Source organism: Rhodobacter sp. 4.3.4, from assembly GCF_058724655.1.
This window is the reverse complement of sequence record NZ_JBZXDU010000003.1, coordinates 90,729-111,112: the sequence shown is the minus strand read 5'-3', so window position 1 is coordinate 111,112 and position 20,384 is coordinate 90,729. Positions and strand designations below refer to the sequence as shown.

General features: G+C 61.5%; 19 protein-coding genes and 2 pseudogenes. 11 read left to right on the top strand and 10 right to left on the bottom strand.

Going from position 1 to position 20,384, the window contains the following annotated elements; translation table 11 throughout:
• Nucleotides 1–79 precede the first annotated feature (79 nt).
• Nucleotides 80–1,330, top strand: coding sequence for a hypothetical protein (locus AC4PTB_RS18650; protein WP_492192697.1), 1,251 nt, complete (start codon nt 80–82; stop codon nt 1,328–1,330).
• A gap of 205 nt (nt 1,331–1,535) precedes the next feature.
• Nucleotides 1,536–2,451: pseudogene (locus AC4PTB_RS18645) on the top strand (IS3 family transposase); the annotation flags it as partial.
• A gap of 107 nt (nt 2,452–2,558) precedes the next feature.
• On the opposite strand, the gene tnpC reads toward AC4PTB_RS18645, so the two are convergent.
• Together tnpC and tnpB are read right to left on the bottom strand one after the other, a co-directional pair.
• Nucleotides 2,559–4,178 carry an IS66 family transposase gene (gene tnpC / locus AC4PTB_RS18640; protein WP_492192696.1) on the bottom strand — a complete coding sequence of 540 codons (1,620 nt, stop codon included), beginning with the start codon at nt 4,176–4,178 and terminating at the stop codon, nt 2,559–2,561.
• A 63-nt stretch (nt 4,179–4,241) separates the two neighbouring features.
• A complete protein-coding gene (tnpB, locus tag AC4PTB_RS18635; protein ID WP_492192695.1) occupies nt 4,242–4,943 on the bottom strand; it encodes an IS66 family insertion sequence element accessory protein TnpB in 702 nt (233 codons plus the stop codon).
• A 102-nt stretch (nt 4,944–5,045) separates the two neighbouring features.
• Here tnpB and AC4PTB_RS18630 point away from each other — a divergent pair.
• Nucleotides 5,046–5,252 (top strand): annotated as a pseudogene (locus AC4PTB_RS18630) (integrase core domain-containing protein); the annotation flags it as partial.
• A gap of 241 nt (nt 5,253–5,493) precedes the next feature.
• Here the strand turns inward: AC4PTB_RS18630 and AC4PTB_RS18625 are convergent.
• From AC4PTB_RS18625 to AC4PTB_RS18590, 8 genes are all read right to left on the bottom strand, one after another.
• A complete protein-coding gene (locus AC4PTB_RS18625; RefSeq protein ID WP_492192694.1) occupies nt 5,494–6,393 on the bottom strand; it encodes a glycosyltransferase family 2 protein in 900 nt (299 codons plus the stop codon).
• 116 nt (nt 6,394–6,509) lie between these two features.
• Nucleotides 6,510–7,643: a glycosyltransferase gene (locus AC4PTB_RS18620; protein ID WP_492192693.1), complete on the bottom strand. Its 1,134-nt coding sequence runs from the start codon at nt 7,641–7,643 to the stop codon at nt 6,510–6,512.
• A 49-nt stretch (nt 7,644–7,692) separates the two neighbouring features.
• On the bottom strand, nt 7,693–8,502 hold the full coding sequence (locus AC4PTB_RS18615; RefSeq protein ID WP_492192692.1) for an NAD-dependent epimerase/dehydratase family protein: 810 nt from the start codon (nt 8,500–8,502) through the stop codon (nt 7,693–7,695).
• A 42-nt stretch (nt 8,503–8,544) separates the two neighbouring features.
• A complete protein-coding gene (locus AC4PTB_RS18610) occupies nt 8,545–8,682 on the bottom strand; it encodes a hypothetical protein (protein ID WP_492192436.1) in 138 nt (45 codons plus the stop codon).
• Nucleotides 8,683–8,716: 34 nt separating this feature from the next.
• On the bottom strand, nt 8,717–10,150 hold the full coding sequence (locus AC4PTB_RS18605) for a mannose-1-phosphate guanylyltransferase/mannose-6-phosphate isomerase (RefSeq protein ID WP_492192437.1): 1,434 nt from the start codon (nt 10,148–10,150) through the stop codon (nt 8,717–8,719).
• A gap of 58 nt (nt 10,151–10,208) precedes the next feature.
• Nucleotides 10,209–10,559 carry a hypothetical protein gene (locus tag AC4PTB_RS18600; protein WP_492192691.1) on the bottom strand — a complete coding sequence of 117 codons (351 nt, stop codon included), beginning with the start codon at nt 10,557–10,559 and terminating at the stop codon, nt 10,209–10,211.
• Nucleotides 10,534–11,253, bottom strand: a complete 720-nt coding sequence (locus AC4PTB_RS18595) for a hypothetical protein (RefSeq protein WP_492192690.1) — start codon at nt 11,251–11,253, stop codon at nt 10,534–10,536. Before AC4PTB_RS18595 ends, AC4PTB_RS18600 begins: the two co-directional genes overlap by 26 nt.
• Complete coding sequence (locus AC4PTB_RS18590; protein WP_492192689.1) at nt 11,250–11,495, bottom strand: hypothetical protein; 246 nt, start codon at nt 11,493–11,495, stop codon at nt 11,250–11,252. The genes AC4PTB_RS18595 and AC4PTB_RS18590 overlap by 4 nt, the downstream gene beginning before the upstream one ends.
• Nucleotides 11,496–11,806: 311 nt before the next feature.
• Between AC4PTB_RS18590 and AC4PTB_RS18585 the strand changes: the two genes are divergently transcribed.
• From AC4PTB_RS18585 to AC4PTB_RS18550, 8 genes are all read left to right on the top strand, one after another.
• Nucleotides 11,807–12,139 (top strand): hypothetical protein, encoded by a 333-nt coding sequence (locus AC4PTB_RS18585; RefSeq protein WP_492192688.1) that lies wholly within the window; start codon nt 11,807–11,809, stop codon nt 12,137–12,139.
• Nucleotides 12,084–12,749: a lytic transglycosylase domain-containing protein gene (locus AC4PTB_RS18580; RefSeq protein ID WP_492192769.1), complete on the top strand. Its 666-nt coding sequence runs from the start codon at nt 12,084–12,086 to the stop codon at nt 12,747–12,749. The genes AC4PTB_RS18585 and AC4PTB_RS18580 overlap by 56 nt, the downstream gene beginning before the upstream one ends.
• Before the next feature lie 14 nt (nt 12,750–12,763).
• Nucleotides 12,764–13,063 carry a TrbC/VirB2 family protein gene (locus tag AC4PTB_RS18575; protein ID WP_492192687.1) on the top strand — a complete coding sequence of 100 codons (300 nt, stop codon included), beginning with the start codon at nt 12,764–12,766 and terminating at the stop codon, nt 13,061–13,063.
• An 11-nt stretch (nt 13,064–13,074) separates the two neighbouring features.
• Complete coding sequence (locus AC4PTB_RS18570; protein ID WP_492192686.1) at nt 13,075–13,341, top strand: VirB3 family type IV secretion system protein; 267 nt, start codon at nt 13,075–13,077, stop codon at nt 13,339–13,341.
• Nucleotides 13,331–15,679, top strand: coding sequence for a VirB4 family type IV secretion/conjugal transfer ATPase (locus tag AC4PTB_RS18565; protein ID WP_492192685.1), 2,349 nt, complete (start codon nt 13,331–13,333; stop codon nt 15,677–15,679). Before AC4PTB_RS18570 ends, AC4PTB_RS18565 begins: the two co-directional genes overlap by 11 nt.
• Nucleotides 15,680–15,815: 136 nt before the next feature.
• Complete coding sequence (locus AC4PTB_RS18560) at nt 15,816–17,060, top strand: tyrosine-type recombinase/integrase (protein ID WP_492189570.1); 1,245 nt, start codon at nt 15,816–15,818, stop codon at nt 17,058–17,060.
• Nucleotides 17,057–18,568 carry a hypothetical protein gene (locus AC4PTB_RS18555; protein ID WP_492189569.1) on the top strand — a complete coding sequence of 504 codons (1,512 nt, stop codon included), beginning with the start codon at nt 17,057–17,059 and terminating at the stop codon, nt 18,566–18,568. Before AC4PTB_RS18560 ends, AC4PTB_RS18555 begins: the two co-directional genes overlap by 4 nt.
• Nucleotides 18,561–20,372: a hypothetical protein gene (locus tag AC4PTB_RS18550; RefSeq protein WP_492189568.1), complete on the top strand. Its 1,812-nt coding sequence runs from the start codon at nt 18,561–18,563 to the stop codon at nt 20,370–20,372. The genes AC4PTB_RS18555 and AC4PTB_RS18550 overlap by 8 nt, the downstream gene beginning before the upstream one ends.
• The last annotated feature ends 12 nt before the right edge of the window (nt 20,373–20,384 follow it).

Genomic DNA, 20,384 nt, shown 5'->3' with positions numbered 1-20,384 from the left:
GAATCTAGTGCTTTCGGTCATTATCATCCTCGCTGGTATAGGAACTTTCCCCTACCTAAGCCCGCCTCCCTCTGCCGTGATGCTCTATATTGGCGCGGTGGTATTTGCCTTCTGCGTGGTGCAGTGGAACCGGCTGGGCTTGGCTGAGACGGTACTGGCTTATTTCCTGTGGTTTCCGATCGCGACCGTGACGCTCTACCAGACCGTGACGAACTACTATCCTTGGAGCCACTCGCATACGACCAGCGGCCTGCTGGCGGCGATGCTCCTGACCGGAAGCTTCATACTGCTCTGGGCGATCGGCACGCTGCTGCCGTCGTGGAAAACGATCACTTTACCCTCGCACGCACGTCAAGAGCGCTATCGCAGGCTGGCCATCGCAGGGCTCATCTTGTCATTCGTCCTGCTCACAGCGTTCGGCGGCTGGGGCTATGTCCTGTCGCCCCGTTTCGCCAAGTCCGAAGCCGAAGGCATCGGGAAGCAGCTAACTTTCACCGCCGCTGGGATTGCGCTCAGCAGCGGGTTGTCGCTCGTGCTTATGTACCGCCAAAACAACCCTGCAGTGAAACGCTGGCACATGATCGCAGTACTGCTTTATGTTGCAGTCATCTTCAACCCGATCGCTAACCCGCGCTTCGTCTTCGTCGGCTTCGTGCTTTCTACCTTCACCGCCTTTTTCTTGAAAAGCAGTTTCCGCCCGGCCTTCAAGGCGTTGACGATTTTCCTTTTGGCGCTGGGAAACTTCTTCTTTCTCGGCGCGCTGAAAATGCTCGGATCGGGGTTCAGCAATCGTTCGAACGGCTTTTTCGACACGCTGCTGCGCGACTTCACTGCAACGCTCTATAGCGTCGATTTGGATGTGCCGCAGATGCTCGCGAACGGCATGACCTATCATGAGCAGCACGGCTATTTAAGCTCCGGTAACATCCTCGGGTTCGTCTTCTTCTTCGTTCCCCGCGCAATCTGGGAGAGTAAGCCCACCGGCAGCAGCTATCAAACCATGGGCGATCTCGGATACTGGTTTCTTAACCTGTCTTATCCGTTCTTTATGGATTTCTTTACCTCGGGCGGCCCGATCTTCTTCCTCATCGGGATCACGGTTCTGGCCTGGTCGGTCGCGCGGGCGGGGATGCAGGCCAAGACCGCGGCACAGCGCAACGAATTCACCCTTGCCGCGCCACTTTACTGCCTGATGACAGGCTTCGCGCCGATCATCCTGCGCGGCCCGCTCAACAGCGTGGTCGCTTATTTCGGAATGGCTTTCTACTGGCTCCTAGCGATGCGCCTTCTGGTTCTGATCGGACGGCGCCGACGGTGTTCGTCAAAATAGTTGTCGCCGTCATCCGTCTTCAGGCTGCGCGATTTGCGGGCCCGGCCATTGGGCCGCCGCCGCCAGCTTTGAGTAAGCGCCCGCTCATCGCCCTTTGCCTTGCGGCTTGACTATTCTCGGAAGTTCCAGGGCATGAGCGCGGTGCTGTGCCCCCCGATAACTCGTCCATCTGATGCTAGAGTCCGTCCCAATGAGAGGACCGGACATGAAGAGATCGAAGTTCACCGAAGAGCAGATCATTGCGATCCTGCGAGAGCAGGAGGCGGGTGCGACGACGGCAGAGGTCTGCCGCAGGCACGGGATCAGTAGTGGCACGTTCTATGCCTGGAAGGCGAAGTTCGGCGGCATGGAGCCTTCGGAGGCAAAGCGCCTGAAGGCCCTCGAAGACGAGAACGGCAAGCTGAAGCGGCTGCTTGCCGAAGCGATGCTCGACAACACCGCGCTGAAGGATCTTCTGTCAAAAAAGTGGTGACGCCCGCCGCCAGGCGCGAAGCCGTCGCCCATCTCAAACAGCGTTACGAGATGAGCGAGCGGCGGGCGTGTTCCGTGATCGGGGCAGATCGGTCGTCAGTGCGGTATCGGCATAGGCGCCCCGATGATGCTGCGTTGCGCGATGTGCTGCGCGCCGCCGCCGAGACGCACCGAAGGTTCGGGTATCGACGCCTGCATGTCATTCTGCGCCGCGATGGCCATGTGCTGAACCGCAAGCGCACGCAGCGGCTCTACCGTGAGGAGGGGCTTGCGGTGCGTCGGCGTCGCGGCCGCAAACGTGCCATCGGCACACGGGCACCGCTGGTGACCGAGGCTGTGGCGAACGCGCGCTGGTCGGTCGATCCTCGCCATGGGCCTCGAACCAGTGGCGGTTCCATGGCTCGATCCAGGACCAGTTCGCCGACGGGCGGCGTTTCCGCATTCTGAACGTGATCGACGATGTCACCAAGGAGAGCTTGGCCGCGGTGGTCGACACCTCGATTTCCGGCCGCCGCGTTGCCCGGGAATTGACGGCGCTGATCGCGCGGCGCGGAAAGCCCGGCGTGATCGTTTCGGACAATGGAACCGAGTTCACTTCGAACGCGATCCTCGAATGGGCCGAGAAGATGCAGGTGAAGTGGCACTACATCGGTAACCGCTCGATTGTGGCCGCCCTTGCGCGTTCGGGCGATATCTGGGGTGCCTGATACGACGTCGTTATTGGCGTCGTTAGCGACGTCAACGAGATCTGCGCCGATCAGGCGGCGATCTTGGTGTCACCGGCTGGCAGGGGCTTCCAATTCCAGGGGAGCAGTTCGTAACGCCGCGGGTTGATGTGGTCGTTGATGCGCGCCAGCACGTCGGCCAGATAGGCCTGCGGGTCGAGACCGCTCAGTTTCGCGCTCTCGATCAGGGTCATCGCGCGCGCCAGGGTTTCGCCCCCGGCGTCATTGCCCGCAAAAAGCCAGTTCTTCCGCCCGATGCCGATCGGGCGCATGGCGCGCTCGGCCGGATTGTTGTCAATGGCCACGCGCCCATCCTCGAGAAAGAGGCAAAAGGCGTCCCAGCGGTTCAGGGCGTAGCGGAACGCCTTCGCCAGATCGCTCTTGCCCGAGATATAGTCGAGGTTCTCCTCCGCCCAGGCCTTGAACGCCTCGACCTTCGGGCGGCTGTGCGCCTGCCGGACAGCGTGGCGCTCGTCGGCACTGCGGCCGTTGATCTGCGCTTCGATGTCATAAAGCGCACCGATCCGTTCCAGCGCCTCGCGGGCGATCTCCGAGCCGGTCTCCTTCTCGACGTCAAAAAAGGCCCTGCGCAGATGCGCCCAACAGGCGGCTTCCTGGAACCTGGCCTCGCCATTTCCCTCTGCCAGATAGAGATCCCTGAAGCCCGCGTAAGCATCGGCCTGCAGGATCCCCTTGCCCGCCCCGAGGTGTTTCTGCGGGTGCTCGCCCTTGCGATCGGGTGAGAAGTGATAGGCCACCGCCGGGGGCGCGGCTCCCGACCAGGGCCGCTGGTCACGCACATAGGCCCAGATCCGCCCCTCTTTCACGCCCTTGCCAAGCTCGCCCTTCTTCGCGCGGTCGAGCACCCGGATCGGCGTGTCGTCGGCATGCAGCAGGTCCGAGGCCAGAACATCCTTGCGGATCAGCTCGACCAGCGGCGCCAGCGTCCGCATCGCGCCGCCGCACCAGCCGGCAAGCGTGGTGTCGGGGATGTCAGCGCCCATCCGGGCAAAGATCTCGTTCAGGCGATAGAGCGGAAGGTGGTCGTCGTATTTGGCGACGAGGATTAAGGCGAGCAGGCTCGGACCAGCAAGGCTGCCAGGGATCGGCCGGGTCGGCGCCGGGCATTGCACCATCTTCTCGCAGCACCGGCAGGACTTCTTCGGCCGCGCCACCTCGATCAGCTTCAGCCGGGCCGTGATCATCTCGAGGATCTGGCTCACATCCTCGCCGACGAGGCGCAGGGCGCCGCCGCATTCCGGACAGGTCTCGCCGGGATCGAGCTCGCGGCGCTCGCGCGGCGTGTCGGGCGACACCCGCGGGCGTCGGCGCGGCGCCTTCTCCGAGGCTTCGGCGTCGCCTTGGTCGTCTGACGTGCTGCAGACCGGCGCGGTCTCGACGCTGTCCTGCTCGGGCGGTGGCGCAACCTCGGCCTCGGCCACCTGCAGGCTCTCGAGCGCGAACTCCAGCTGCTCGATCTCGCGGGCGACCTTCTCGGAGCCCTTGCCGAAAGCCTGCCGCCGCAGCCGCGCGATCCGCATGCGCAGCGACTGCACCAGCAGGTCATGCGCGCGCAGGCTGGCCTGCAGCTGAAGGATCATCTCCTTCAGGGCGGCGGGGTCATCCGGCAGGGAAGCGGCGGTGAGCGACATGGCCAAAGGTACCATGCTGCAGCCCGTAATCTCAACAAAACAAAGGCTAAGCGGCGCTTTGACTCACATCCGCGTCGGCGCGCTCGTCCAGCGTGGTTGGCGCCAGTCTATGCCTTCCCAGAGCATCGCCATCTGCGCCGGGGTCAGTGCAACTTTGCCCTCGGTGGCCTTGGGCCAAGGGAAATGGCCGCGCTCGAGCACTTTGTAATAGAGGCAAAAGCCCTGCCCATCCCAGTGCAGGATCTTCAGCCGGTCGCCCATGCGCCCTCTGAACACCAAGAGCGCCCCACCCGCCGGATCCTCGCCCAACACCTTCTTTGCCTGCGCGCAGAGCCCGGCAATCCCGCACCGCATGTCTGTCGTGCCGGCGGCAAGAAAAATGCGCACGCCGTTCCCCGGCCCGATCATGCGCCTTCCAGAACCCGGATCAGCTGCGCGAGCCCTGATGCCGACAGCCCCTCGATCCCGCGCAGGCGGCCTGCCGTTCATCAGCACGATCTCGACCGGCGAGGGTGTGACGGCGGGCGTGACCGTCTTCTCGGTCCTCAGCTCCACCGGCAAGAACGCGGTCTCCTCCGTCAAGCTTTCGCCCCGCCGCCGGAACTCCGCCAGCCATTGATAGATGTGCTGCCGGGTCAGGTCGTGACGGCGCGCGACATCCGCAACCCGCGCCCCATCCACGCCAACCTCCGCGAGGATCGACCGCTTCTCCGCATCCGACCAGCGCCGCCGCCGCTCAACCCCCGTCAAAATCTCTTGCCGCATGATCCCATCCGCCACAGACGACGTCAATAACGACGTCAATAACGACGGGTGGTTAGGCTGAAACAGGCAGCATCAGAAGGCGGCCACAACCGGGTGCTTACCTACATCGCGCCCGGCAAGCCCATGCAAAACGGGAATTGCGAAGCGTTCAACGGCCGGATGCGTGACGAACTGCTGAACGAGACCCTGTTCTTCGGCATCGACCATGCGCGCGCGGCTGTCGCCCGCTGGACCCACATCTACAACACCGAGCGCCCTCATTCAGCCCTCGGTTATCAGGCCCCGGCGGTCTTCGCCGCCCAACTCAACGCAATGGGCGATCAGCTTCGCGCAACTGAACTGCTGCGCAGATCGCCCATTGCTCCGTCGGTGCAACCGCGCCAAATTCAGCAAAGGACTCTGGTTTCAGCCGGATGAACATCCGGGGTCACAGCAGTTGGACCATCTGCGCCATCGTCAAACCCCAGCCCCAGAATGCTCGCCGCTTTCCATCCCAGCGGAAAGGTCAGGGCAATTTTTTGAGGTGCCCAATCATCAATGCCGGAGAGCATCATAGATCAAGAATACGCCGAGGATCAGCTTTACCTAGCAGTACGTCCCAGATTGCCAACCAATTCCCAATTGTCCGCCCACGTCGATCAATCCACGGCTCTGAATAAAATAGCTTTACATGGTTGGCAATAATGTTTTTAATGACCTGCCCGTATCCCTTTCTTCTGGATATCGAGCCCTTTCTTATCATGTAGATTGGGTTGCAAACTTGGCTATACCCGAAGCGAAGCCCATTTTTGTCGCGCCCAACTTTTTCCGCGCAATGAACTCCCCAAAACGCATCAGTTTTGACCTGAAGTGCATCTATGCGCCCCCCAAAATCTTGGTCTTCCAGCCAAGCGTAAAGTGGCAAATTTTCATCGAAGCGGGTATTGCTAACGAGTTCGTATCTATATGCCATGTTGCAGCCATATAATGCAGGCAGTCTCTTTTCAATTAAGAAAGGCCTGCCGCTGACATGTTGGGTATCGGCTTCATCAACAATTCGGCAGGCTTCATTCGCCGAAATTCCGGGGCCAAGATCTCCATTTGCAAGCACCAGTCCTTCTGCCCCGCCGACATCAGGATTTTTTTCGAAAAAAAATGACATTCTCTCAAGAGAAAAGCGCGAAGGAACGAAGTCATCATCGTAAAAAACAACTAGATCAATTTCTGAACCCAAAGCGTCAAGAGCGCGGTTGCGTTGTGCTGGCAGACCACGACTACCGAATATCTTAATGATCGGGAACGGCGCCTCAGTCTCTGGTGGAGCGTCGTTCGAAGTCTCCAGCGACAGCAGAACCAGGGATGGTCGCAGTGTCTGTCGTGCAAGGCGTTCCAATAGAAGCGACAAGCATTGTGGGCGCCCTAGCGAGGCTATCACAACAGCAATGCGTCTAAGTGATTTCCCTTCGTCCATTTCCGCTTCCTGTCCTTTTAAAGAAGGTTGCATTCGATTACGCATCGCAACGGGCAAAGGCCTCCAGCGTTTATCGGCCGCAACGAAATTTTGAGCCCACTAAACTGTTGATCAGGTCATTGCCGCATTCGTGTGCGCCGAAACGCTTCCGAAATCTCTTGTTCGATTTTCTTTCTAAACCGTTCCCGACTAAAGCATTCTGAGTGCGAAATTATCGATCCAGTGTCAATATTTTTTTCGAGTTCGGATTCGAAACGCAGGATGGTTGCGTTGATTGAGGCCGAATCGGCTTGGTCGAAGAAAATCCCCGATACGCCATCCTTAACCGTTTCAATCGCTCCACCCCGAGCATAGGCGATCACCGGGCGACCAGAAGCCATCGCCTCCAGAGGCACGATTCCGAAATCTTCGACCCCCGGAAAAAGTAGCGCGCGACAGCGCGCATAATGCTCCCTGAGTTCTTCGAAAGTTGCTCGACCATGAAAAACGATGTTCCCGGTTGCCCGTTTCTCAAGCGCGCCACGCTCGCCTCCGTCACCGATGATGATAAGCTTTCGCCCGTTCTCGTTGAAGGCATCGATCAGCAAATCAACGCGTTTGTAACTGATCAGTTCTCCAACATAGAGGTAGAAATCACCCGGCTGCACTCCTGCTTGCGGCGTAAAGGCCGCAAGATCGACAGGGGGGTGAACCACCGTCGCCTCTCGCCCCCAGCTTTTCGCTATCCGTCTCCGCACGAAATCCGAATTCGCGACGATATGGTCAACCCGTGCTGCGCTTGATTGATCCCATATCCGCAGCGCATGCGCAAAAAATGGCATCATCAACCGTGTCATCAATCCAGCTTGTGAACGATAAACGTGATACTGATCCCAGATATACCGCATGGGCGAATGACAATAGCACAAGTGAACCGTTTCCGGCGCGGTGATTACCCCCTTTGTTGGTCCGGATTCTGAAGAAATGACAAGATCGTAGCCATTAAGATCGAGTGTTTCGAGTGCCAGAGGCATCAAGGGAAGATACTTCTGGTAGTGCTTTCGTCCAGCGGGCAGTCGCGCGATGAATGTTTCCACAATCCGGTGCCGACGTAATTTTTCCGACAGTTTCTCTGGAATCACAACATGTGTATAGATGTCGGCTTGCGGGAAAATTTCGCAAAGCTCTTCCAGGACCTTCTCGCCCCCACGCATACCGACCAGCCAATAATGAATGATCGCGACCCGCAAAGTGGAAAAATCTGTGTTCATACTTCTGTCCATTTCCGCGTTTCGATTCTGTGCGCGCGTGTGGCCGTGCTTAGAGGAACTTCCCGTTCCCTTGCGCCCGCCATTCCCGCAGGCCGGCCTCAAGCCGGTCCCGGGTGGCAAGCCCCACCTGTTCCGCCCAGCCGGGCAGGATATTGGTCGAGACCATCAGCTTTTCGATACGCTCGGGATGGATGCCAAGCCCCGTTGCGGAAATAGGACGCAACAGCCCCGCCATGGTCTTGAGCGCCGCCGCCGGAACCAGCTTTGTGCGCGCCTTCGGAAAAGCCACCTTGCGGAAGGTCTCGACGATTTCTTCGATCGTGTAGCGGTTGGAGAAGGCGCCGTTGAACAGGATGTAACGCTCCGGTCGCCCTGCCGCTTCCAGCATCCAATCAAGCAGGTCGCCGACATAGATGCAGGATTTGATCGTGTCGCGGCGTCCCGGATACAGAAAAATCCCCCTGCTCAGCATCTTGGCAAGGCGGGTGAAGTTGCCACCCTCGCCCAGACCAAAGACCACGGCCGGGCGTGCGATCACCAGCTTTCGCACCGGATCAGCCTGCACCCAATCGTGGTGGATTTCCTCGGCCATCCGCTTGGAACGACCGTAATCCGATGTCGGGGCAGGGGGCGTCGTTTCATCCTTGGCGATCTCGTTGGGGCCATAGACCGAGATCGAACTGGTGAAGACGATCTGGCGGGTGCCATGCCGCTGCGCGAAACGCGCAATCTGGATCGCGCCGTTCACGTTGGTGCCGTAATATTCCCAAGGTTCGTGGCCCGGCGTCGTATGGACCGCCGCGAGGTTGAAAATCAACGGCACCGCGCCATCGAGATGCAGCCCAGACAGGTCGCGCACATCGGCGATCCGATAGTCGACGCCGGTAACCGGACGTTTTGGTTAGCGGATGTCGATGCTGACGACCTTCTTCGCCCCCATCGAGCGCAGCCGCTGCATCAGATGCGTGCCGATGAAACCGGCCCCCCCAAAGACGACCAGGGTCTCTTCAAGGGACTCTGTCAGTAGGCTGCCGGTCATTGTGTGATCCCCCCGAGATCGCTCATGTCTGCCCTCATCCCTTCGCCCCCTGGCCGCGGGCATAGACATCGTCATAGCGCACGATGTCGTCCGCGCCCAGATAGGCCCCGGTCTGCACCTCGATCATCACCATCGGCAGCTTGCCCGGGTTCTCCATCCGGTGCACCGAGCCGAGGGGCACATAGACCGACTGGTTTTCCGTCACCAGTCGCACGGTGTCATCCACCGTCACCCTGGCCGTGCCCTGCACCACGATCCAGTGTTCCGCGCGGTGGTGATGGCTTTGCAGGCTCAGGCTGGCGCCCGGATGCACGACGATGCGCTTGACCTGAAACCGCGGCCCCAGCGCCAGCGTTTCGAAATAGCCCCAGGGGCGGTGATCCTTCGGGAATTGCACCGCCTGCGCCGCCTTGCGGGCCTTCAGCGCATCGACGGCCTTCTTCACCTCCTGCGCGCGGGACATGTCGGCGACCAGAACCGCATCATTCATCGCCACGGCGATGATGTTCTTCAAACCGATGCCGACCAGCTCCACCCCCTCGCTTTCCGAGCGCAACAGGCTGTCCTGGCACTCGATCGCGGTGGCGCCCTCCGAGGTCGCCACCCCCGCGCTGTCCTGCGTCTGTGCCGCCCAGACCGCATCCCAGCCGCCAAGGTCGGACCATGCGCCGCTGAAGGGCACGGCGGCGAGGTTCGGCGCCCGCTCCATCACTGCATAATCAAGCGAAATCTCGGGCGCCTTCGCCCAGGGCCCGGGGGCAAGGCGCAGAAAGCCCAGATCGGCGCGGGCATCGTCGACGGCGGCGCGGACCGGGGCCAGAACCTCGGGGGCATGGGCTTCGAAAGCGGCGATCATGTCGGCGGCGCGGAACAGGAAGATCCCGGCATTCCAGAGGAAATTCCCCGCCGCCAGCATCGCCTCGGCCCGGGCGAGGTCGGGCTTTTCGACAAAGCGGGTCAAGGCTACCGGCGCACCCTCGGCCCCGGGCGGCACTGAGAGTTCCAGATAGCCATAGCCGGTTTCCGGGCGCGAGGGCGTGATGCCGAAGGTGACGATCTGGCCTGCCGCCACCGCCGCCATGCCGCGCCTCACCGCCGCGCGGAACGCTGCCGCGTCGGGGATGGCGTGATCGGAGGGGGCGACCAGCAGCACCGCCTCGGGGTCCTTCTCGATCACATGCAGCGCGGCGGCCAGCACGGCGGGGGCGGTGTTGCGCCCCTCGGGTTCGATCAGGATCGCGCCCGGATCAATGCCGATCTCGGCCAGTTGTTCGGTGACGATGAAACGGAAATCGCTGTTCGTCAGCACCAGCGGCGCGGCAAATTCCGGCCCGCACAGACGCAGCGCCGAGGCCTGAAACAGCGTCTGATCCCCCAGAAGCGGTACGAATTGTTTCGGATAACTCTTACGCGACAACGGCCAAAGGCGGGTGCCGGAACCGCCGCACAGAATCGTCGGATAGATCATCGAATAGCCCCCTTGGGAATGCAGTGACGGAAGCACAAATGCCGCAGTGCCGCAAATGTTAATTGGGAATTAACTTAACCGCCACGGCGGCCATCACCGACTTGAGCAGATTTTCGGCATCCGCGGCGGTGTCGGCCTCGGTCGGGGTGTCGGTCGACGGCGGTGACCCGGGCAGGCCGGCTGCTACCATATCGGCAAGGCTGACGCCCGCGCGTTTTGCCGCGGTGGCGACAGCGATCCCAAGCGACGCCCATGTCGAGGAGCAAATGCGGCCGGAAGCCGCCAGCCAGATCGGGCACGAACAAAACTTTGCCCCCCAATTGATGTTTTCCTTGCGGGTATCCGTTGCGCAGCGCGACGTGATCGGGTTGCTCAGGGCAAACCTAGTAATCGACCTGCTCGAAGCCATACCCCCCCTCATGATTGTGCCACTCGATGAAGACGGATCGCTTGGATATTCTCGGGCAGTGGCGGCCACTGGCAGTACTGTAGTCAGCCCAGCCCTCCAAGCCTTTGAAGGCCGCAGGGAGTGCAGCAACCGAGGAACCGCGCCAGCTGAAATTGCCCTGGGTACCGTATGTTCCGACGCGGACGCGCTGGCTTTGATGGCAGATGTCGCTGTCGCGACCAATCCAGCGCTGTAGGGCGACTTCCACGCTGAACACCCGGATGGAGCGCACAAAGTCGAATTCGGGGCCGCTGATATCGGTATCTGCGGTTTCGTTTCCACCGGTGTATTCGCCAGTCGCAATTCTCACCAGCTGATCGACGAGCCTTGCCTCGGTTGGTGGCAGGGCAGGGGCGCGAGGTGTTTGTGCCGGGCTCTCCGCGATTTGATAGAGGCGCGCGGCCGGACGCTCAGTTGCAGGCAGGTCGAAGGCCGCACTCATCGGGCAGCGCCAGATCTGAAGTGGAGGCTCGATGGGCCAAGGGGTGATGCGTCGAATCATTTCGGCACGGGCCCGAGCGCAGGGCACGCTCGGAGGGAAGCCACCGGCAAGGCAGAGAAGGATCGCACAATCGATCTGATAGGCGCTTGCGGGGGAAGGAACGAGAAACGTCAGGGCAAGGCCGAGTGAAAATGCGGGGCGAAAAAGCCTCATTGAGAGTCCTCCGGTGCGTGGGTGGTATCAAGAAATTCGGCGTAGCTCTTGGTCGCGAGCCGAGCCTCGTCGAGGGTGCGGCTTCGCTCGGCATCAAGGCAGGCGATGTAGGGGCCAACCTCCGCGAAATAGCTTTCGAATTCTGCGGAGATCTCGGCGCGGTAGTCAGTCAATGCGGCTGCTGAAAGCGCGGTCGACGGCAGATCTGGGGGCAGGCAGGGCAGGGGGTCTGCAGCGGCCAAGAGGGGACAAAGGACAAAGAGGGTTGCAGCGCGCTTTGCTCGTATCGGGTGTGCGGAGCACCTGAGAGTGCGGAAGCGTGTCTTGAGACGCGGGATGCATCGCCGTGACATTGCGCCGGCGAGTGGACCCCAACCGGCTGGATCAAAACGCTTTTCTGGCTCACTTGTCGTGTCGAGACTCGCGTCAAAGGGCATTTTCACTCGTGTTTGTCATTTTTAAGCTTGAAAGACGTTTATACATCGTTAATCATGGAGTCACGGAGAAACTCTTGTTACATAGATCCCCACTGACCAATTCGAGGGGAGCCAAGATGAAACGGCGCGCATTGCCCGTCCTGCTGGAACGGGATTTTCGCAAGATGGCCGCCACCGATGGAGCGACGGTTGAGATCGAGTGTGTCAGTGCGCCAGACCCCGCTGAGAGGTTTTCGGGTGAATGGCTATTTTATGTGGTCTCGCGGGAGGGCGATCGGTTCATGCTGGTCACTGCGACGGCGCGAGAGCGGGTCATCAACTCGCCGATCGGTCTCTTCGGAATGGCCAGCGGCAAGCTCAACCTCGATCATCTCGACGTGCCTTTTGTCGCTGGTGATGTCCGTGGCGGGATGCGCAGCCGCCCGGGCGGAAGTGATCCGCTGGAATGAGGCAGGGCAGGGGGACAGGGTCGATCTCGCCCCTGCGACCTTCGCGGCGCTTCCCGCTGAAGCGTCGGTATTGCGCTACGACGCCAAGGGGTACCTGATCCGCCCGATCGCGGTCAAAGCGGATCAGAGCGACGAGAACCCGAGTTCCCAAGCGCCCGTGATGAGTACGAAAAGCGTGACGGCGGCGCAGTCGGTGCTGCCCGCAATCAGGCTGGTGGCGGCGCGCTATCAGGATCACCCGGCGCTTCGGCGTCTTCAGCTCACGCCACGGCAGTGGTCGGCCTTCTTTCAGGCCATGATCAAGGTCGAGAGCAATTATTCCCAACGCGCGGTGAGCCGGGCAGGGGCCAAGGGTCTTGCGCAGCTCATGCCCGACACCGCGCGGTATCTGCGGGTGGACCCGGGCGATCCGTTGCAAAATCTCGACGGTGGCGCGCGCTACCTGCTCGAACAGATCGGCTCGTTCGAGAGCCTGACGCTTGCACTTGCGGCCTATAACGCCGGGCCGGATGCCGTGCGCAAATATGGCGGGGTGCCGCCTTACACCGAGACCCGCACTCACATCGTCAAGGTGATGGCGGCTTACGACCGCATTCTTGCGGAGCTTTGATTCAGGAAAATCCCATGCATATGACCCCAGCGATCCGGCTGGCCCTCCTGGCCGGTCTCGTCACTCTCTCGCAAGTTGAGTCGGCGCTCGCGAATATCGTCTTCACCAAGGCCGAGAACGTGGCCACCGGTGTGCTTGACTCGTTCCGCGGTACCTTGGCGACGGCCTTCTTTGGCATTGCCTTCGTGGTGACGGGCTTCCTCGCCGCGTTCAACCGGATCAGCTGGGCCTGGGTCTCGCTGGTAGTTGTCGGCGCGTTCCTCGTTTTCGCCGGGCCTGCGATCGTCGCGAACCTGCGTTCGTCCTTCAGCTGAGGATCGGGACCATGGAGAAGAGTGCGGTCATCCTTGGGCTTTCACGGCAAGCGAAGTTTCTCGGGCTGCCGATGCCCTATGCCATGGCGGTGGGCGGGATGGCTGTACTCCCGTTCATCCTTTTCAAGGTGATGACGTGGTTTTTGACGGTGCCGTTCTGGTACGGGCTCGCGCGCGCCGCGACGCGGATCAATCCGAACGGTCATCATGTGCTCTCGGTAATGATGCAGGTGACGCCAATGGCGCTCCTGCGGCGGGAGCGCCGTCATGTTTCCTGAGTTGGCCGAAACGAAACGGACGCAGAGGGCGCGCGGGCTGCATACGCGCGACCCGAAGGTCTATGCGCATCTGCCCTATCTCATCGAGATCGACGACGAAACCGTGCGCACTCGCGAGAACGCGCTGATGGTGTCCTTCGAGATCATCGGGATCGACGGCGTCACCTCGGGCCAGTCGACCATTCTCGCGCTGCGGGCGGGGCTCGCGCATCTCTTCGACACACTCGATGAGCGGTTCTGTTTCTACCTGCATCGCCTCATGCGCCCGACGACGACGGGTGTCGCACCGATCCGCGGATCCGGCTTCGCCGCGGATGTCGATCGCGTCTGGACCGACGAGCTGGCGCGGCGCAACCTGCAAGAAAGCGTGCTCGTTTTGACCGTGGTGCGCCGCCAAACTTCGGTGCCGCCGGTCCCGCTCTTTCGGCGCGCGGCCTCGAAGGTCTGGGGCGATGACACGACGCGCAGGCTTGAGGAACTGCGCGAGGTCGCGGCGATCCTCGAGAGCGGGCTTGGTGTGCGCACGAAACGGCTCAGGATCAGCGATGGCAGCTTACTCGGGTTTTATGCCTCGCTTCTGACGGGCGAGATGAAACCCTTGCGCCGGGCGCCTTTCTGCCTTCTCGCCGAAGATGCGGCCGCGGCATCGCTGCACTTCGGGAAAGGCCAGTTTACCGTGGAGGAGGGTGGTCTGCGGCCGCGCGTCGGCGCACTCCTCTTCGTCAAATCCTACCCGACCTCTACCTGGCCCGGGATGCTCGATGCGCTCGGCGCCAGTCGGGATGTGATCATCACCCACAGTTACACGCCAATTGAACGGACGGGCATCGCCGAGCGGGTCAAGCGGCGTGTCGCGCAAATGCGTGCGGCGGAGGACATCGCGGCCACGATCGAGGCGCAGCTTTTCGAGGCGGCCGACAAGGCAGAAAGCGGCACGTTGGGTTTTGGTCTGCACCAGATGACCATCACCATTTTTGCCGATGACGCGGCCGCCCTCGAGACCGAAGTGGCGCGCATTCGCGGCATTGCGCACCAGAACGGCATGCGGCTTGTGCGAGAGGTGACCGCGCTCGAGGCCGGCGTGTTCGCCATGCATCCGGGCAACATGGATTACCGCGCCCGCGACATGACGGTTTCGTCGATCAATTTCGCCGATCTTGCCGCGTTGCATGCGGCCGACACCGGAACTGGAGCGGAGGCTCTGCCCTGGCGCACCCCGATCACGGTGTTTCCGACCCTTCAGGGCAGTCTGCACCGGTTCAGCTTTCACGAACCGGGCGACCCGCAGGCGGAGCCCACCAATGGCCACACGCTCGTTCTGGGAAAATCCGGGGGCGGCAAGACAACGACGGTCGCGTTTCTGGCGGCGCAGGCTCAGCGCGCCGGGGGCCGCACGATCATCTTCGACAAGGAGGCCGGTCTCAAAATGGCCGTCCATGCCCTGGGCGGACGCTATGCGGAAATCCGGGCGGGCAGGCCGACGGGCCTCAACCCTTTGGCCACCGAGGCAGGCGAGCGCGGCGAGGCCTGGTTGCTCGATTGGTTGGTGAGCTTGCTTGAATCCCGAAGCGGTGCCATGACCCCGCTGCAATCGGAGGCGATCAAATCGGCCGTCGCCCAAAACGGGAAAGCGCATGCGGGGCTTCGAAACTTCTGCGCCTTTCAGGAGTTGTTCGGCGATGTGGGCGATGGGCTCGATCTGGCGCAGCGGCTTGCCGAGTGGGGGCCGGGCGGACGTTACGGCTGGGTCTTCGGCGAGGCGAATGAGCCGGTCGTGGATTTCGAAAGCCATGACGTGACTGCGGTCGATCTGACCGAGATCCTCGACCTTGGCACTGAGCGCAGCGCAATTCTGGGCTATCTCTTCCGGCGCATCGAGATGCTGATCGAAGAAAAGCGCCCGACGCTGATCCTGATCGACGAGGCCTGGAAGGTGCTCGACGACGACTATTTCTCGCGCAAGCTCGCCGAATGGCTCGTCACCGCGCGCAAGAAGAATGTCGTCGTGGTGATGATGACACAGTTTCCGAGCCAGATCCGCGGCTCGAAAGCGCGCTCGATCCTTGAGGCCTTGCCGAACCAGCTTTTGTTCCCGAACGGCGAAGCCGAGGCGGCCGACTATGACGGGTTCCGCCTTACCGACGGCGAGCTGGATTTCGTGCTGACGCCGATCCCGGGCCAGCGGCTGGTCCTTTCGCGCAACCCGCGCGGATCAACGGTGCTCGATGTCGACCTGAAGGCACTGGGACCGCTTTTGACGGCGTTGGGTGGCGGTCAGGCCGGGAATAACGCTTTCGGCGCGGATTACGCCACGCGCCCGCAGTTCTGGAAAGAGTGAGGATCGGATGCGATCACAATTTTACATAAGATTGCTTATCAGAATCTCACCACGAAAAGCGGTAGTTTTGCCCTCTTAGTGACGTGATTGCATGAGCTTGCCGAATGTGTTCTTATTTCGTTCGGAGGCGCGCCGAATGTCTTATGTTCCCCCTGCCACGAACCGGTATTTTTGTCGCGTACAGCGCTACATCCTCGCGGATGGCGAACGCTTTGTCACCGTTATCGACGATGCCGGCGCGCCGGCATACTACCCGACGGCGCTGGCTCTCTCGCGGCGTTCACATGGCCACTCGTCAGAGACCATGGGCGCGGAAGCCTCAGATCTGGTTCACCTCGGGCTCTGGGCGCTTCGGGAGCGCATCGACCTGAATGCGCGGCTCGAGGCTGGCGAGTATTTCGGTCTGGACGAGATTGAGACACTGGCGGAAGCCTGCGGGCTGAAGACCGCGGCTCTGCGACGGATCACTTTGCCCGAGGTAACGGAGATGCGCCGCGGTCTCACCATGTCGAAGGCCGACATCGTCAGTAATACCTTGAAGTGTCGGCGCTTGGCGACGGCTGCCCGCTATTTCGATTTCGTTGGGCGCATGTCCGAGGCCCATCTTCGAAAGCGTTCGCTGGAGCTCGCCGAGCGGATTGTCGCGCGCAAGGATATGGCCGCTCGCATAGCGGTTCACCAGCCAAGGATCCAGTCCTCGCGGATCAGAAACATTATACAGGCTGCCGATCTAGCTCGCGTTGCCGCTTTCGCTGCCGCGGGCGACCCCTTCGACGTCTGGAAGACGGAAGCGATGGCGCGGCGCAACTGGGCCCTCGTCTGCCTATTGGTGGCATCCGGCATTCGTCAAGGTGAAGCACGGCAGTTAAAGCCCGAGGACATTGATCTTGCAGCCTGCGAGATCCGGGTGGAGCGACGGCATGACGATCCGGAAGACCCGCGGACCCGTGAGCCTAATGCAAAGACCCTCGACCGGATCGTGCCCTTCGGCCCCACTGTTGCGCAAGCGCTGGAGGACTACATGTTGGGCCCGGGAAGCGACGCGGCAGAGAAGCGCGGTTCGCCCTTTGTCTTCCTGAGCCACGACAACTGTACACATGGGACGCCAATCTCCGATCGCACCGTCGGCCGAGTGGTCCACGAACTCGGACAGCATCTCGGAATCGAAGGACTGACGCCACACCACCTTCGGCATGGCTGGATTCAGAACCTGGCCGACTGGGCAATTGCAGCCCGGATCAGCGCCGAGGACTTCGCGCGCTTCGCCAACTTCCTTGGCGGTTGGTCCTATCTGAGCAAGATGGCTGCTGAATACCGAGGCGATCACTTGACCGAAGCCGCTTTCAAGGCAGGACTCCGAGTTCAGGAGAGCCGTTCGTGAAATTTCCCACGACTTTGACGCCTGTAGTTCGGTCTGAATATCGGCAAGCGTTTGCCTCGGATGGCACACCGTTCGATCCCGAGCAGGATTTCTGGGCATTCCGCACCCTCAGCGGTGCCGTCAATATCGACTTTACCCTATTGAGAAATAGCCTGTCGGACGACCTGCTCACGTCCGCGAAGCGATTGATGAGTACCATGGTCGGCACCCGAAATCTCAAAACAGTCGATGCAGCCTTCCGCCAGTTCAGAAACCTTGTTCTGTTTGCACAGCAACGTCGCGATGGGCCGGTCGAAGAGATCGACGCGGAGGATGTCGCTCACTGGTGCGCGCGCGGCAACGTCGCGCACCTCGGACAGCTTCGTATCCTTACAGAAACCTGGAGGACGCTGAAGCTGCCCGGAATCCTGCCAGAGACGCACGACTTCATCGCTCAGATTCGGGTGCCACCGAAGAATGACAAGGATGCGGTGCGCACATGGGACCCCGATGCTGGGGCCTATCGTCCTGCCGAGGACGCGGCGCTGAAAGCGGCGCTCGACGCAGCATTCAACTCGGGCCAGGTCGACCTGTACGATTATACGGTGGTGCGGATGTTCCGTGGCCTTGGAATGAGGCCAGCACAACTTGCGGCCATGAAGGTATGCGACCTACGGCGCAACGGAGAGCGCGTCGAGGTTCGGATCCCGCTTCTGAAACAGCGTGGGATTCCGGAGCGCGGCGCGTTCATGCCGTGGAAGCCAATCACCCAGGGGCTGGCGGATGTGCTGTTCCTTCATATCGAGAGCAATGTCCTGTCTCGTTTAGCCCACGGACAGGATCCGGAAGACGCGCAACTCTTCCCACCAAAACGCATGGTCGTCGCTGTCTCATCTGGGTTGGAACACCATCAAGGTAAAAGCGGCATACAGAAAGTCTTCGTGAGGCTGTTTGCCCGCCTCGCTGTGGCGAGCCCAATCAGCGGCCGCATATTGGTCGTGAACCCGCAGCGTGAACGGCACACGGTACTGACCGGTCTCGCCATGAACGGCTGCAACGCTCTGGAGATCGCCGCCAACGCCGGCCATTCCAGCCCCGAAAGCTGCCAAGCTTATGTGGACGCGGGGATCGATCACTTCCAGCGCATGGAGAGACTGGTCGGCGAGGCCTTCATCCCGATTGCCGACCGGTTCCTTGGGAAGATCGTGCGGGAGGCGAAAGACCGACAGGCGCAGCAATATCCGGATGCGGTGCTTCGCGATAAGGACCTGACCGGGGTCGGATCTTGCGAGATCGGTGGTTGTCAGGCAATCGACGCCGGAGTGGCTCCGATCGCCTGCTACACCTGCCGCAAGTTCAGGGCTTGGGCCGGGGCACCACATGAGTCCTTGCTGGCGGCCCTTCTCGCCCGGCAGAGCGAATTGATCGAGGCCGGCCACGCCGAAGTGGCCGAGGCCCGTACCGCGACGATCGTGGCGATCATGGACCTTCTGGAGGCGATCAAGCAACAGGAGGTCGCTGATGGCTGAGATAATTACGTTCCGCCCGCGCGGTGAGGACTGCGACGAAAATCTTGTCGACTATGTCGCGGCCGCGAGGTCCCTGCCCTTCATGGCGGCCTCCGCCATCGTCTGGGAGGCTCCGGCGTGGGACCTGACGGGTCTCGCAAAGCCGGAGCGTGTTAACGCGCCCACTTATGTAACTTTTGCAGGTGGCCGTTCAAAGGGGCCGGACCTGACTGGTGCGTTCGGAGCCTTCGCTCGCGCCTATGTCGCCTTCAAGATTGCGGAAGAGTTCGGCCGAAAGCGCCAGATCGGGAAATATACCAAGCCGGTCGTGATGATGCGCGTACTGGCGGCGGTGATGCTGGAGGCCGGGGTTAACGAGCCTGCCGATGTCACGCCGGCCTTCTTAGATGCCGCGATCGACCGCATCCGCGCGGAAGGCGGCGAACCCTATGGTGTCGAACAGCGCGCGAAGGCGCTTGAATGGGTAGCGCAGGCGCTGAACGCGGCGGGCGTGGTCCGGTCGCCATTCGAGTGGTCGAGTGGCGGGCGGCGCTTTTCCATGGAATCCCGCCTCAGCGCCTACGACGACGACCGCACCTTCAGCCGGGACGAGCTCGAAGCCGTGACCGAGGCTTTCGTGAACGCCCAGACGCCGCGTCAGCAGGTCACTACCGCCGTGCTCGCGTTGCTCTGCTGCGCCCCGGCTCGCATCTCGGAAATCCTTGAGCTGCCAGTGGATTGTGATGCGGTGCTCGATCCTGGCGACGGCTACCAAGCGGGTTTGCGCTGGTGGCCGAAGAAGGGTGGCGCGCCTCAGATCAAGTTCATACCTAAGGCGATGGTGGCAGTTGCGCAGGAGGCACTCGCGCGCATCAAGCTCCATACCGAGCCCGCCCGTCGCCTCGCGCGCGCCGCGGCCGCAGGCGAGGCGAAGTTTGGGAAGACGCCAAAGGACTGGCCGTTCCTCCCCGGCGACGCGCACATCCCTTACGAGCGGGCGCTGATGGTGGCGCATCCGCATAGCATCTTCGTGACGGTCTCGGACGCAGGACGGCTCGATCGCGTGGAACCGATCACCTACCACCAAATCATGGCGGCACTTCAGGGTTTTCCGGGCGAACCTTCCACCTCCATCTTCGAGGAGATGGGAATCCGCTTGCCGGACGGCTCGCCGCTGATCGTGAATACCCACAAGCCTCGCCACTACCTTAACACGCTCGCCGCCAAGGCCTCGGTGCCGCCTGCCGACATCGCGCTCTGGTCCGGACGAAAAAGCCTTCGGCAGAACAGCACCTACGACCACGAGACCGCCCGAGAACTGTTGACACGGATCCGCAAGGCGCGCGACATTGAGAGCCTTGCCCCGATCCCGATTGACAGCGAGACCGCCTTCGATATCGCCCAGATTAAAGAGACCGCGCACACCACGCCCTTCGGTTGGTGCCTGCAGTCCCTGCGGCAGAACCCCTGCCAGATGTTCGGGGAGTGCCTGAACTGCACCCATCTGGTTTGCATCAAGGGGGCCGATGTCAAGCTGGCGAACATCCGACGGGAACTGGAGCGCGAGCGTCAGTTGCAGGCTCGGGCGCGGGAGCGGATCGCTGGGGGCCTTCGCGCCTCGCCGCGCTGGATGGAGACCTTCGATCGCAAGATTGCCCGTCTCGAACAGCTGGTCGCAATCCTCGAAAGCGCTGATGTGGTCGATGGCTCACCCATCTTGGTGGCTAAGATGGCACCCACACCACAGTTTGATCCGGTGGCACCGGGGAAATCTTTGGCGCGGATCCGAACGGTCCCGTACCACTCGGGGCCTATCGATGAGTAGGCTGAGACCCAA

Excerpts from the sequence above, each read along its gene's own strand:
- AC4PTB_RS18575 (WP_492192687.1), top strand. The coding sequence starts at position 12,764 with ATGCATATGACCCCAGCGATCCGGCTGGCCCTCCTGGCCGGTCTCGTC.
- AC4PTB_RS18610 (WP_492192436.1), bottom strand. The coding sequence starts at position 8,682 with ATGACCGGCAGCCTACTGACAGAGTCCCTTGAAGAGACCCTGGTCGTC.
- AC4PTB_RS18595 (WP_492192690.1), bottom strand. The coding sequence starts at position 11,253 with ATGAGGCTTTTTCGCCCCGCATTTTCACTCGGCCTTGCCCTGACGTTT.
- AC4PTB_RS18570 (WP_492192686.1), top strand. The coding sequence starts at position 13,075 with ATGGAGAAGAGTGCGGTCATCCTTGGGCTTTCACGGCAAGCGAAGTTT.
- AC4PTB_RS18600 (WP_492192691.1), bottom strand. The coding sequence starts at position 10,559 with ATGGCTTCGAGCAGGTCGATTACTAGGTTTGCCCTGAGCAACCCGATC.
- AC4PTB_RS18620 (WP_492192693.1), bottom strand. The coding sequence starts at position 7,643 with ATGAACACAGATTTTTCCACTTTGCGGGTCGCGATCATTCATTATTGG.
- AC4PTB_RS18560 (WP_492189570.1), top strand. The coding sequence starts at position 15,816 with ATGTCTTATGTTCCCCCTGCCACGAACCGGTATTTTTGTCGCGTACAG.
- AC4PTB_RS18625 (WP_492192694.1), bottom strand. The coding sequence starts at position 6,393 with ATGGACGAAGGGAAATCACTTAGACGCATTGCTGTTGTGATAGCCTCG.
- AC4PTB_RS18605 (WP_492192437.1), bottom strand. The coding sequence starts at position 10,150 with ATGATCTATCCGACGATTCTGTGCGGCGGTTCCGGCACCCGCCTTTGG.
- AC4PTB_RS18550 (WP_492189568.1), top strand. The coding sequence starts at position 18,561 with ATGGCTGAGATAATTACGTTCCGCCCGCGCGGTGAGGACTGCGACGAA.
- AC4PTB_RS18585 (WP_492192688.1), top strand. The coding sequence starts at position 11,807 with ATGAAACGGCGCGCATTGCCCGTCCTGCTGGAACGGGATTTTCGCAAG.
- AC4PTB_RS18650 (WP_492192697.1), top strand. The coding sequence starts at position 80 with ATGCTCTATATTGGCGCGGTGGTATTTGCCTTCTGCGTGGTGCAGTGG.
- AC4PTB_RS18565 (WP_492192685.1), top strand. The coding sequence starts at position 13,331 with ATGTTTCCTGAGTTGGCCGAAACGAAACGGACGCAGAGGGCGCGCGGG.
- tnpB (WP_492192695.1), bottom strand. The coding sequence starts at position 4,943 with ATGCGGCAAGAGATTTTGACGGGGGTTGAGCGGCGGCGGCGCTGGTCG.
- tnpC (WP_492192696.1), bottom strand. The coding sequence starts at position 4,178 with ATGTCGCTCACCGCCGCTTCCCTGCCGGATGACCCCGCCGCCCTGAAG.